The sequence below is a fragment of the uncultured Dysgonomonas sp. genome (assembly GCF_900079725.1).
Lineage (GTDB): Bacteria > Bacteroidota > Bacteroidia > Bacteroidales > Dysgonomonadaceae > Dysgonomonas.
In genome coordinates, this window is sequence record NZ_LT599032.1 from 4,180,359 (window position 1) to 4,193,390 (window position 13,032).

Genomic DNA, 13,032 nt, shown 5'->3' on the forward strand with positions numbered 1-13,032 from the left:
AGTAATGAGAGGGAGCAACTCCCTCTCATTATTAAATTAATACATTATGAAAATTTTACTCAATTCTTTATTCTTTATATTTTTTCTTTCATCTGTCTCATGTAGTAGTGATAGTGAAGATGCGGTTCCAATTCAAGAGTTTAAGTTGGACGCGGTTACTATAGATGGGAAAACAAATCAAGACTTGTATGTAGATGTAAATCCAACCTCTTCTATTTTTCTTAAGTTTTCGGATCAGATAGATCAGGCTACAATAATTGAAAATATAAAAATAAAAGAACAATCGGGACAATTTTTGACAATCACTCCGGTCTATGACGGACATTATACTATTGAAATAAAAGGTGAATCGGTTTTAAAATCATATACTAAGTATGAACTTCTTATATATCCTAATTTAAAATCAAAATCAGGAAACAAAATTTTGACAGGCAAGACATATTCCATTTCTACAACAATTGATCTGACTGATAAATTTCCGCGCATATCAGATGAAGAACTATTAGATAAAGTACAAAGTCAGACATTCAAATATTTCTGGGATTTTGGACATCCGGTATCGGGCATGGCTCGTGAAAGGACAACATCCGGAGATGTGGTAACCACCGGTGGAACCGGATTTGGTGTAATGGCTATGATAGCGGCAGCCGAAAGAGGGTTTATATCTAAAAATGATGCATTATCCCGTATTCAGAAGATTGTAACATTCTTAGATACTAAATGTACAAGTTACCATGGAGCATTTGCTCATTGGGTAAACGGAACTACAGGTGCTACGTATCCTTTTAGTCAATATGATAATGGGGCCGATTTGGTAGAAACCGCACTTTTGTTTCAGGGATTACTTACCGCAAGACAATATTTTAAGTCGAGTGATGCCGGAGAAGCACAATTAAGGTCTGACATAACCCGTCTTTGGGAAGCTATAGAATGGACCTGGTTTCAAAAAGGAGGGGAGAATGTCCTGTACTGGCATTGGAGTCCTGATTACGGATGGCAGATGAATCTGAAGATAGCAGGCTGGAATGAATCATTAATAGTGTACGCTTTAGCTGCAGCTTCTCCTACTTATCCCATTTCAGCAGAAGTATATAAACAAGGATGGGAGAGGAATGGAGCCTTTGCTAATAGCAAATCATACTATGGGTACACTTTACCTTTGGGTACTGAGTATGGAGGCCCGTTATTTTTCAGCCATTATTCATTTTTAGGGATTAATCCTAAGGATTTGAAAGACCAATATACAGATTACTGGACTCAGAACAGGAATCATACATTGATAAATTACAATTATTGTCTTACCAACCCGAAAGGGTACGGAGGATATAGCGCAGATTGCTGGGGACTTACTGCCAGCGATGGTAATAATGGCTATAGTGCGCATTCGCCTACAAATGATAAAGGCGTCATTGCTCCTACTGCTGCACTATCATCCATGCCGTATACACCAGAGGAGTCGATGAGAGCCCTACACTTCTTTTATTACAAACTGGGAGATAAACTCTGGTCCGATTATGGATTTGTGGATGCATTTAATCTTTCGGAACAGTGGTACGATAATCAGCATATCGCAATAGACCAGGGGCCAATCGTTGTGATGATAGAAAATCACAGAACGGGCTTATTGTGGTCTCTGTTTATGGCAGACACTGAAATAAAGGACGGGCTGAAAAAACTGGGTTTTCAAAGCCCTGATATATAAGAGATTTTAGGTAAAAGGTTTAGGTTATAATTAATATATTAAGGAAAATGAAGACGAGACAACTATTTAAGGTGTTTCTGGCGTGTATGGCTGTTGTGGGTTGCATACAGGCGCAGACTAAGGATCCTAAGATGGATAAGTTTATAAATGACTTGATGGGCAAGATGACGCTGGAAGAAAAGATCGGACAGCTCAATCTGCCAAGTTCGGGAGACATTACTACCGGACAGGCAAAAAGCAGCAACATTGCCGAGAAGATCAAGAAAGGAGAAGTCGGAGGTTTGTTCAATATAAAAGGTGTTGAAAAAATCAGGGATGTACAACGTATAGCCATAGAAGAAAGCCGCCTTAAAATCCCTTTGATTTTTGGGATGGATGTTATTCATGGATACGAGACTGTATTTCCTATTCCGTTAGGTCTTGCTGCTACATGGAATATGGCGGCTATAGAGCAATCTGCACGTATTGCGGCAATTGAGGCCAGTGCAGATGGTATTAGCTGGACTTTCAGCCCTATGGTGGATATTTCCCGTGATCCTCGCTGGGGACGTTTTTCGGAAGGAAGCGGCGAAGACCCTTACTTGGGTGGACAGATAGCAAAAGCGATGATCCATGGTTATCAGGGAGTGGGAGATAAAGCTTATACGCTTAATTCCAATATTATGGCTTGTGTGAAGCACTATGCTTTGTATGGTGCCGGCGAAGCTGGTCGCGATTATAATACAGTGGATATGAGCGGCATTCGTATGTTCAATGAATATATGTATCCTTATCAGGCTGCTGTAGATGCAGGTGTAGGTAGTGTGATGGCTTCATTTAACGAAGTAGACGGTGTTCCTGCTACTGCAAATAAATGGTTGATGACAGATGTCTTGCGCGACAAATGGGGATTCAAAGGATTTGTAGTGACCGACTATACCGGTATCAGCGAAATGATAGATCACGGTATCGGTGATTTGCAAACAGTCTCTGCTCGCGCATTGAAGGCTGGTATAGATATGGATATGGTGAGTGAAGGTCTGGCTACAGTAGGTAAATCGCTCAAAGAAGGTAAAGTTACTCAGGCAGAGATAGATCAGGCTTGCCGTCGTGTACTAGAAGCTAAATATAAACTGGGTTTATTTGCCAATCCTTACAAATACTGTGACGTAAATCGTGCTAAAACAGAGATATATACACCGGAACATCGTGCAGTTGCCCGTAAAATAGCATCTGAAAGTTTCGTATTGCTTAAAAACGCCAACAGTACACTACCGTTGAAAAAACAAGGCACTATTGCTGTAGTAGGTCCATTGGCAAACACCCGTTCAAATATGCCGGGTACATGGAGTGTGGCAGTGAATCTGGATACAGCCAAAACTGTTGTAGAAGGTGTACAAGCTGTTGCCGGAGAGAATGCGAAAGTGGTTTATGCTAAAGGTAGCCATCTTATAAGCGATCCTGTGTACGAGAATAATGCTACCATGTTTGGCCGTACTTTACATAGAGATAAAGAAACACGCTCGGATGAAGAGATGCTGAAAGAGGCATTAGATATAGCTAAGAGTGCAGATGTAATTGTTGCTGCTCTGGGCGAATCGTCGGAAATGAGTGGAGAGGCAAGCAGCCGTACCAATCTGGATATTCCGGATGTGCAAAAAACGCTTTTGAAGGAATTATTAAAAACAGGAAAACCGGTCGTACTGGTATTATTTACAGGACGTCCTTTGACCCTGACATGGGAAAATGAAAATGTACCTGCTATACTGAATGTTTGGTTTGGAGGAACTGAAGCAGCGGAAGCTATCGGCGATGTATTATTCGGTGATGCTAATCCGAGTGGAAAACTAGTAGCTACTTTCCCTAAAAATGTAGGACAAATACCACTATTCTATAATCATAAGAATACAGGCCGTCCACTTCAGGAAGGCAAATGGTTTGAAAAATTCCGTAGCAATTATCTGGATGTAGATAATGAACCGCTTTATCCGTTCGGATATGGCCTTAGTTATACAACATTTGAGTATAGCGATGTGAAATTAAGTTCTACATCTATTGATGCCAAAGGGGAACTGACAGCCAGCGTAACAGTAACCAATAAAGGAAAAGCAGATGGAGCGGAAGTTGTACAGTTGTATATCCGCGACCTCGTTGGTAGTGTTACCCGTCCGGTAAAAGAACTGAAAGGATTCGAAAAAGTATTTATCAAGGCCGGAGAGTCTAAAACGGTAAGTTTTAAGATCACTCCCGAATTGCTGAAGTTCTACAATTACGACCTTGATTATGTATTCGAATCCGGAGATTTCGATGTAATGATAGGTGGAAATAGCCATGATGTTAAATCTGCAAGATTCACTTTGAATTAAGTCATTAAACTGAGAAAATATGAAAAAGATACATCTTCCTTTTATCTTGTTTACCCTTTTATTAGGAATTGTTAGTTGTAAGCAGAAGCCCTCGACGAATCAAACTGCTAATGGCAGTGATACGACAGAGATATCAGATGAGGCATTATTAGATAGTGTTCAACGCAGAACATTCCTTTATTTCTGGGATGGAGCTGAACCGAACAGCGGTATGGCACGTGAGCGTTTCCATGTCGACGGAGATTATGGAAAACACGATAAAGATGTTGTAACATCAGGAGGTAGCGGCTTTGGCATAATGGCTATGATTGCCGGAATTGACCGGGGTTATGTTACTCGCGAACAAGGTCTGGAGCGAATGACCCGGATTGTAAACTTTCTGGAAAAAGCAGATTCTTTCCACGGGGTGTATCCCCATTGGTGGAATGGTAAGACCGGAAAAGTTCAGGGATTTAGTGATAAGGACAATGGAGGTGATTTAGTAGAGACATCTTTCCTGTTACAAGGGCTGCTAGCCTTGCATCAATACTATGTTGACGGATCGGATGCCGAAAGGGCATTGGCCGCACGTATTGATAAAATATGGAAGAATGTAGACTGGAACTGGCACCGCAATAGTAAAAATGTATTATACTGGCATTGGAGTCCCAATCATTCATGGGAAATGAACTTTCCTATACGTGGATATAACGAATGTCTGATTACATATGTACTGGCTGCTTGTTCGCCAACGCATGGCGTACCTGCCGAAGTGTATCATGAAGGTTGGGCCGAAGGCGGTAAAATCATCGGGCCGCACGAACTGGAAGGTTATACATTAAACATGCGTTATCAAAGCAATAGTGGGGTGGGACCTTTGTTCTGGGCACATTATTCTTTTCTCGGTCTTAATCCTACCGGATTGAAAGATGGATACGCTGATTACTTTCAGGAAATGAAGAATTACACACTGATAAACCGGGCTTACTGTATTCGTAATCCGAAAGGATATAAGGGATACGGAGAGAATTCCTGGGGACTGACCGCCAGTTATTCTGTAAAAGGATATGCGGCACACGAACCGGATGAAGCCGGTGACCATGGGGTAATATCTCCTACTGCAGCATTATCTTCTATTGTTTACACACCGGAAGAATCGATGAAGGTGATGAGGAATTTATATAATATGGGAGATAAAATGTGGGGACAATATGGATTTTATGATGCATATAGTGAAACTGATGATTGGTATCCACAGCGTTATCTGGCTATCGACCAGGGGCCTATAGCGGTTATGATTGAGAACTATCGTTCACAATTGTTATGGAATCTCTTTATGAGTCATCCGGATGTACAAAGAGGACTGAAAAAATTAAAATTTGAATCGTCCGCATTAAAATAAATACTCTTTCTTGACTAATAGGCTGTATCCAGGTACGGCCTTTTAGTCTTTCTTACGAAAAAGAAAAGACATGAATGTAAACAGATCCACTATCATATCTTTTATCCCCTAATGGAGAAGACGAAGCCTTATTATTTCATGATCGAAGCGATTAATGAGAGCGGGACTTCGGAATGGATGAGGGCAGGTGCATTATAGTTATCTTTGTGAGTCTAATATTAAATATCTAAATATGAAAAGAAGTATCTTCATTTTTATCTTGTTTGTATGTACTGTGTATAGCTTTGCCCAGTTCAAGAATGCGTCGTATATGGTAAACGGATATGCCTTACCTTATCTGGTAATGTATCCGGAAAATTATGATGCAACTAAGCAATATCCATTGGTAGTAATGTTGCATGGCGCAGGTGAACGGGGTGATGATAATCAAAAGCAGCTGACGCATGGCAAGCAGTTTTTATCAGAACATTTTCAGTCTGCCTATCCGGCTATCGTTATTGTACCGCAATGTCCTGCAAATAATTATTGGTCTAATGTAGCCCGGCATCAGATCGATGATAAGATGACTCTTACTTTCGGGTTGTCAGACGAGCCTACACAATCAATGAAGACAGCGATGTGGCTTATTCAGGATTGGTTGTCGTCCGGCAAGGTGGACTTGAGCAGAGTATATATCGGAGGCCTTTCTATGGGTGGTATGGGTACGCTGGAGATGTTGTGGCGTATGCCGCAGACCTTTGCTGCAGCATTCCCTATATGTGGAGGTACTGATTTGAGTAAGTTACCGTTATATGCGAAGCATACAGCAGTGTGGCTTTTTCACGGGGATGACGATTCGGTGGTTCCGGTAGATAATTCCAGAAATATCTATGCACGACTGAAAATATTGGGTTGTGATGTCGAATATACTGAATATAAAGGAGTAAATCATGGCAGTTGGGTGAATGCTTTCGCTGAAGATGGATTGGTTCCCTGGCTGTTTAAACATAAAAAATAAAAGATTGGTTTGGTTATTTTTTAAGGTAAGGTTGTTTTAGGTTGGGCTGTCTATTAATATAATATTCAGTTCTGTATGTAAGTGGTTAGATAGGCTGTATAGTGATTATATCATTATGCAGCCTATCCTTTATCTATGACAAAAATGAATGGAGATATGCAAGAATACAGATAAAACTATTTAAGTTTGTGATTCTGTCGGGGCAACTGCGACTTATCTAAATAAGAACAAGTAAACTAAAAAGTCTGTATATTATGAAACATCTTGAAAGTGCATTAAACAAAAGGAATAGTTTTTGGAAATATATTGTTGTTCTGTTTATTTCCTTTATACTCGCTAGTTTTGTTGGTGTTGTACCCTTAATGATTGTTGCAGTAGTCAAAATAATTCAGAACGGAGGGGATATGGTTTCGGGGATGGCTATGATGTCTGATCCCACAGCTTTGGGGATATCATCCAACTTTGCATTTGTATTACTGCTATTTCCGCTGGTATTAGGATTCTTTATTCTATTGTTTTTCATAAAACTATTAAACGGTCAAAGTTTTCAGGAAGTTGTAAACGGAACAAAGAAAGTTCGTTGGCCCCGCTTTTTTACAGGAGCTGCTTGTTGGTCATTATTGATGTTAATACCTTTGGCCATTCAGTATTTTATATATCCGTCGATTTTTACCTTTCAATTGGATATAACTTCATTTATACCGTTAGTGTTTATATCGCTTATATTGATCCCTTTTCAGATTAGTTTCGAAGAACTAGCCTTTCGTGGATATCTGGCTCAGGGATTGGGCAATTTGACTAAAAACCGTTGGGCAGTGCTGATTATCCCTTCTTTAATCTTTGCTTTACTTCATGTCGCTAACCCCGAAGTAAAGGAGTTTGGCTTTTTCATCATGATGGCTAATTATTTATCTATGGGTTTGATACTAGGTCTGGTAAGTATTCTCGATGATGGTATTGAAGTGGCTATGGGAATACACGCTGCGAATAATATATTTGCCAGCCTGTTTGTAACGCATGCTTCGTCAGCTTTTCAGACGGATGCGATATTCAGTATAAAAGAGGTTGATCCGGTTGGCGGGCTTATCGAAGTGGTTATTGCCGGTACTTTGCTTATATTATTTCTCTATAAAAGATACGGCTGGAGCTTTTCTACAATGAATAAGAAAATACAGATCAGTCCTATCGAAGAGGAAGGAGCTTAATCTTATATTGGAGAATCTATTTCAGAGTTATTTTCATACTTTTCTTATTGCGTATATTAGCTCATCAATGAATACTCCGTTTTTGAATAGAGTTTTTTCAGATCTGGCTTCAAGTGTAAATCCGGCTTTTTCCAATACGCGTTGAGATTGTGGATTGGTACCGAATGGCCCTGCAAAAATGCGCGTTATATCAAATGTTTGAAACCCGTAATCTACGATTTGCTTTATTGCCTGAGGCATTATCCCATTTCCCCAATATTCCTCTGAAAGCCAGTAACCCATTTCTGCATTCTTGGCATGGATATCAGTTTGAGGGAATAGTCCGATAGAACCTACAGCTTCTCCGTTGACAGAGATGGCAAATATTTGGGTGGGGTATTGTTGAGAGACAGAGGTTAGATATTTTATCCCGTCATCTTTAGTATAGGGATGAGGAAATCCGTTTGTGAGGAATTTGGCGATGTTATAATTGTTGGCATGTTTAACCAGGCTATCCAAATCATCATTATGCCATTCTCTTAATATAAAGTCCATGATATTATAAATGTTTATCTTGTCAAAGATAATTTTATTTTTCCAAATCGCTTATTTAGCCTTGTTTCTATTTAGCTATCAACAAAATTCCCTACTTTTGCATAGATTTAAAATATATTAATTGTGATTTCAGTAGAAGGACTTACGGTAGAATTCGGAGGATTTACCCTCTTTGATGATATATCGTTCGTAGTGAATAAAAAAGACAGGATTGCCCTTGTAGGGAAAAATGGGGCTGGTAAATCTACCATGCTCAAAATATTTGCAGGATTGCAACCACCTACACGAGGCAATATCTCGTATCCTAAAGATATAACAATCGGCTACTTGCCGCAACATATGACCCTCAAAGAAGGGAATACGGTTTTTGAAGAAGCTTCTTTGGCTTTCGAACATATTCAGAAAATGGAGGCCGAACTGGAGTATGTTAATCAACAACTTGCCGAAAGAACCGATTATGAATCGGAAGCATACCACAACCTGATAGAGAAATCAGCCCATCTGAACGAACAGTTTCTGATGTCGGGCGGAAATAACTTTCAGGCTGAAATAGAGAAAACTCTCATAGGCTTAGGTTTTACTCGTACAGATTTTATCCGTCCCACCAGCGAATTCAGCGGAGGATGGCGTATGCGTATAGAATTGGCTAAAATACTGCTTTTGCGTCCCGATGTTTTACTTCTTGATGAGCCGACCAACCATCTGGATATAGAATCTATCCAATGGCTCGAAAATTTTCTGGCAACCCGAGCCAATGCAGTAATCCTTGTTTCGCACGACAGGGCTTTTCTGGATGCGGTTACTTTGCGGACTGTTGAAATATCCCTTGGTAGGATTTATGATTATAAAGCACCTTATTCTAAGTATGTAGAATTACGAAAAGAACACCGTGAACATCAGATGCGCGCTTTCGAAAATCAGCAGAAACAGATACAGAAGACCGAAGAGTTTATCGAACGTTTCCGTTATAAGGCAACAAAAGCGGTGCAGGTACAATCGCGAATCAAGCAGCTAGATAAAATAGAGCGGCTCGAGGTGGATGATGAAGATAATGCTATGCTGAATCTGAAGTTTCCCCCAGCCCCACGTTCCGGTTCATATCCCGTGATAACTGAAACTGTGGAGAAAAGCTATGGCAACCATCTTATATTCAAGGATGTGACCTTTACTATCAACAGGGGAGACAAAGTCGCTTTTGTAGGTAAGAACGGTGAAGGTAAATCTACACTGGTAAAGTGTATCATGGGGGAAACTGACTTTAAAGGAAAATTGGAGTTGGGGCATAATGTAAAGATTGGATACTTCGCACAGAATCAGGCGCAATTGCTGGATGAGGAAAGAACAGTGTTTGAAACAATAGACTATGTTGCTGTGGGCGATATTCGTACTAAGATACGGGATATACTCGGCGCTTTTATGTTTGGCGGCGAGGCCTCTGATAAGAAAGTGAAAGTTCTTTCAGGAGGGGAACGAAGTCGTTTGGCAATGATCCGCTTGCTGCTCGAACCTGTAAACCTGCTAATTCTGGATGAGCCTACCAACCACCTCGATATGAAATCGAAAGATGTACTGAAAGACGCATTGAGGGAATTTGAGGGCACTGTGATTGTTGTATCGCACGACCGTGATTTCCTGAATGGTTTGGTGGATAAGGTATATGAGTTTGGCAACCAACAGGTGAAAGAGCATCTTGGAGGAATTTATGAATTCCTCCAACGAAAAAAGATGGATAGCCTTAAAGAACTCGAAGTGTCAACCACTGTCTCGTCAACTGCAAAGACAGAAAGTGTGCCAGAGCCTGAACCTGTCAATAAACTATCTTATGAAGAACGTAAGGAACTGAGCCGGCAGATTAAGCGCGTGGAGAAACAGATATCGGAGTTAGAGCAACTTATCGAAAAAAAGGAAAGCCATATAGCTGAAATAGAAGTTAAGTTAACCACTCCGGAAGGCGCTGCCGATGCATCGCTATTCGAGAAGCACGGGCAACTGACAAAGGAGTTGCAGGATGATATGAAACACTGGGAGGAGCTGACAATGGAGCTTGAAAATATGAATAATAACTAACTCTATACAAATCCTCCAAAGATGAGAACCATATTACTGACATCCTTGTTATTACTTTCGTTCCACGCTATGGGACAGGAAATAAAAGAGAATATTTTGGATAATCAGATTTATATCGACCGGATGGCTGTGTTTAAGGCGAATCCCCTGAAAGAAGGACAGATTGTTTTTCTTGGTAATAGCCTTACCCAAGCTGGGAAATGGGAAGAATACTTTCCCGGAATGAATATTGCAAACCGGGGTATCGCAGGGGATAATGTATTCGGTATGCTAGGCCGCCTGCGCGAGATAATCGATGCCAAACCCATGAAACTCTTTCTAATGGCGGGTATCAATGATATTTCGTTAGGCCGCCCAAATGAAAAGATAATGGTTGGCATCAAATCCCTCATTTATCAGGTAAAAAGCGGAAGTCCCGATACACAGATGTTTATGCAGAGTGTGCTGCCGATGAATAAGGATGTGTGCATATATGAACGGATGAAGGGAAAGGAAAAACAAATCGAAGACCTGAATAAAGAGATACGCAGGTTTTGCAAAGAGGAATCCATTCCATTTATAGACCTGTACCCCTTTTTCCTTGCAAAGAAACGATTGCTGAATGCCGGATATACGGGCGACGGGCTTCATCTGAATGATGCAGGCTATGCCGTTTGGAAAGAACAATTAGAATCATATATCTATTAATTTATAACAAATGAGAACAATCTACTATTTACCAATTGCTGTTCTCGCCTTTGCTTCCGTCAGTTGCAAAGACAAGACAAATACTCAGACGAACGTGGAAGTGAAAAACTTTGACATTGCCAATCTGGATACTACAGCTATCCCCGGCAACGATTTTTATCAGTATGCTACAGGCGGGTGGGCAAAAGCCAATCCGATGAAAGATGAATATGCCCGTTACGGCTCTTTCGACCAACTGGCAGAAGAGAACCAGAAACAAGTAAAAGGTCTGATTGAAGACCTGGGAAAGACAGAACATAAACAAGGTTCTGTAGAGCAAAAGATCGGGGACTTGTTCGCTATCGGGATGGATAGTGCAAAACTCAATGCCGATGGGGCAAAACCGATCCAACAGCAGCTTGATGCGATTAACAAAGCAGCCAGCACAGCGGATATCATTAAGTTATCCGGGGAATTGAGAAAATATGCAAGTTCTCCTTTCCTATCCCTTTATGTTGGTGCTGACGATAAGAACAGTGCGATGAATATCGTTCAGCTATATCAGGGTGGACTTGGACTTGGCGAACGTGAATATTATGTTGCTACCGATTCTACTTCTGTTGCTATCCGTAAAGGATATAGCGATCTGATCAAGACACAGTTTATAAATGCAGGCTATGCAGAAGCCGATGCAGCAAAAGCTGCCAATGCAGTCCTGAAAATAGAAACAGCCTTGGCTCAGGATCACTTCAAGAAAGAAGATACCAGAAAGCCTGAACTGAACTATCATAAGATGAAAGTTGAGGAACTGAACAAATCCGTAGCCGACTTCGACTGGAAAGCATTCTTCGACGCTGCCGACGCGAAAGACTTTACTGAGATCAATGTGGCTCAGGTAAAACCGGTTGCTACAGCCGTAAAACTTATTCAGACACTTCCTCTTGAAGAATCGAAAGCATATCTTTCTTGGTGTGTGATCGATGCTGCGGCTTCGTATCTGAGCGATAACTTTGTTAATGCCAATTTTGACTTCTATGGTAAGCAACTAAGCGGCCGCAAGGCATTACAACCTCGTTGGAAACGTACGGTAAGTACTGTCGACGGTGCATTGAGCGAAGCTGTAGGACAGATGTATGTGGCGAAGTATTTCCCTGCCGAAGCCAAAGAGAGAATGGTGAAACTGGTGAAAAACCTGCAAGTGACTTTGGGTGAGCGTATCAACAACCTGACATGGATGAGTCCCGAAACCAAGGAGAAAGCTCAGGAAAAACTGAATGCCTTCAATGTGAAGATCGGCTATCCTGACAAATGGAAGGATTATACATCCCTCGAAATCAGGAAAGACGAAAGCTATTGGGCCAATATGCTCAGGGCTGAACAGTTTTCTTATAACGAGATGATTAAGAAGATCAACAAGCCTGTGGATAAGGAAGAATGGCATATGCCGCCGCAAATGGTCAATGCATACTATAATCCTACAACTAACGAAATCTGTTTCCCTGCGGGTATCCTGCAACCACCGTTCTTCTATCTGGGTGCTGATGATGCGGTAAACTACGGGGCAATCGGTGTTGTTATCGGTCACGAGATGTCCCATGGCTTCGACGATCAGGGTAGCCAGTACGATAAAGTCGGTAATCTCGCTAACTGGTGGACTGCAGACGACTCCAAGAAGTTTACTGAAAGAGCACAAGTGCTTGTTCAGCATTTCAATAAGATAGAAGTTCTACCGGGTGTATTTGCCAATGGAGAATTTACTCTGGGTGAAAATATCGGTGACTTCGGTGGCTTGCAAATATCCTACAATGCATTTGAAAAGACAGATGAAGCTAAAGCAGGTAATAAGATTGACGGCTTTACTCCGGCTCAGCGATTCTTCTTGTCCTATTCGGGTGTGTGGGCCGGTAATATCCGTGACGAGGAAGTTCTCCGCCGCACCAAAATGGATCCTCACTCATTAGGGAAATGGCGTGTAAACGGTACTCTTCCTCATATCAATGCATGGTATGATGCATTCGGTATCACAGAGAAAGATTCGTTGTTTATACCAAAAGAAAAACGTGCGGATATCTGGTAATTCCGGTATGAAATATATAAGAGAGAGGATGCTTCCATGTGGTTGCATCCTCTCTTGC

9 protein-coding genes are annotated in these 13,032 nt (G+C 41.1%); 8 read left to right on the top strand and 1 reads right to left on the bottom strand.

The genetic code is table 11. The annotated features are described in order from the left end of the window. Positions 1-46: 46 nt before the first annotated feature. From QZL88_RS17205 to QZL88_RS17225, 5 genes are all read left to right on the top strand, one after another. Positions 47-1,702: a glucoamylase family protein gene (locus tag QZL88_RS17205; RefSeq protein WP_296943151.1), complete on the top strand. Its 1,656-nt coding sequence runs from the start codon at positions 47-49 to the stop codon at positions 1,700-1,702. 47 nt (positions 1,703-1,749) lie between these two features. After that, entirely contained in the window at positions 1,750-4,047 is a 2,298-nt protein-coding gene (gene bglX, locus QZL88_RS17210) for a beta-glucosidase BglX (RefSeq protein WP_296943153.1), read from the top strand. Between the two features lie 19 nt (positions 4,048-4,066). Next, positions 4,067-5,428, top strand: coding sequence for a glucoamylase family protein (locus QZL88_RS17215; protein ID WP_296943155.1), 1,362 nt, complete (start codon positions 4,067-4,069; stop codon positions 5,426-5,428). Between the two features lie 232 nt (positions 5,429-5,660). Next, the gene (locus QZL88_RS17220) at positions 5,661-6,425 is read left to right on the top strand and encodes a dienelactone hydrolase family protein (protein ID WP_296943157.1); all 765 of its coding nucleotides are present in this window, start codon (positions 5,661-5,663) and stop codon (positions 6,423-6,425) included. 254 nt (positions 6,426-6,679) lie between these two features. Continuing rightward, positions 6,680-7,630, top strand: a complete 951-nt coding sequence (locus QZL88_RS17225; RefSeq protein ID WP_296943159.1) for a CPBP family intramembrane glutamic endopeptidase — start codon at positions 6,680-6,682, stop codon at positions 7,628-7,630. Positions 7,631-7,663: 33 nt separating this feature from the next. Here QZL88_RS17225 and QZL88_RS17230 read toward each other — a convergent pair whose 3' ends face one another. Further along, positions 7,664-8,164 (bottom strand): GNAT family protein, encoded by a 501-nt coding sequence (locus tag QZL88_RS17230; RefSeq protein ID WP_296943161.1) that lies wholly within the window; start codon positions 8,162-8,164, stop codon positions 7,664-7,666. Positions 8,165-8,287: 123 nt separating this feature from the next. Between QZL88_RS17230 and QZL88_RS17235 the strand changes: the two genes are divergently transcribed. The 3 genes from QZL88_RS17235 to QZL88_RS17245 are packed head-to-tail and all read left to right on the top strand — an operon-like array spanning position 8,288 to position 12,974. Next, positions 8,288-10,231, top strand: coding sequence for an ABC-F family ATP-binding cassette domain-containing protein (locus tag QZL88_RS17235; RefSeq protein ID WP_296943164.1), 1,944 nt, complete (start codon positions 8,288-8,290; stop codon positions 10,229-10,231). A 21-nt stretch (positions 10,232-10,252) separates the two neighbouring features. Continuing rightward, positions 10,253-10,918: a GDSL-type esterase/lipase family protein gene (locus QZL88_RS17240; protein WP_296943166.1), complete on the top strand. Its 666-nt coding sequence runs from the start codon at positions 10,253-10,255 to the stop codon at positions 10,916-10,918. Between the two features lie 10 nt (positions 10,919-10,928). Further along, positions 10,929-12,974, top strand: coding sequence for a M13 family metallopeptidase (locus tag QZL88_RS17245; protein ID WP_296943168.1), 2,046 nt, complete (start codon positions 10,929-10,931; stop codon positions 12,972-12,974). Positions 12,975-13,032: the final 58 nt, after the last annotated feature.

What these genes read in the sequence shown, in the direction of transcription:
- QZL88_RS17205 (WP_296943151.1), top strand. Translation starts at nt 47, where the DNA reads ATGAAAATTTTACTCAATTCTTTATTCTTTATATTTTTTCTTTCATCT.
- bglX (WP_296943153.1), top strand. Translation starts at nt 1,750, where the DNA reads ATGAAGACGAGACAACTATTTAAGGTGTTTCTGGCGTGTATGGCTGTT.
- QZL88_RS17215 (WP_296943155.1), top strand. Translation starts at nt 4,067, where the DNA reads ATGAAAAAGATACATCTTCCTTTTATCTTGTTTACCCTTTTATTAGGA.
- QZL88_RS17220 (WP_296943157.1), top strand. Translation starts at nt 5,661, where the DNA reads ATGAAAAGAAGTATCTTCATTTTTATCTTGTTTGTATGTACTGTGTAT.
- QZL88_RS17225 (WP_296943159.1), top strand. Translation starts at nt 6,680, where the DNA reads ATGAAACATCTTGAAAGTGCATTAAACAAAAGGAATAGTTTTTGGAAA.
- QZL88_RS17230 (WP_296943161.1), bottom strand. Translation starts at nt 8,164, where the DNA reads ATGGACTTTATATTAAGAGAATGGCATAATGATGATTTGGATAGCCTG.
- QZL88_RS17240 (WP_296943166.1), top strand. Translation starts at nt 10,253, where the DNA reads ATGAGAACCATATTACTGACATCCTTGTTATTACTTTCGTTCCACGCT.
- QZL88_RS17245 (WP_296943168.1), top strand. Translation starts at nt 10,929, where the DNA reads ATGAGAACAATCTACTATTTACCAATTGCTGTTCTCGCCTTTGCTTCC.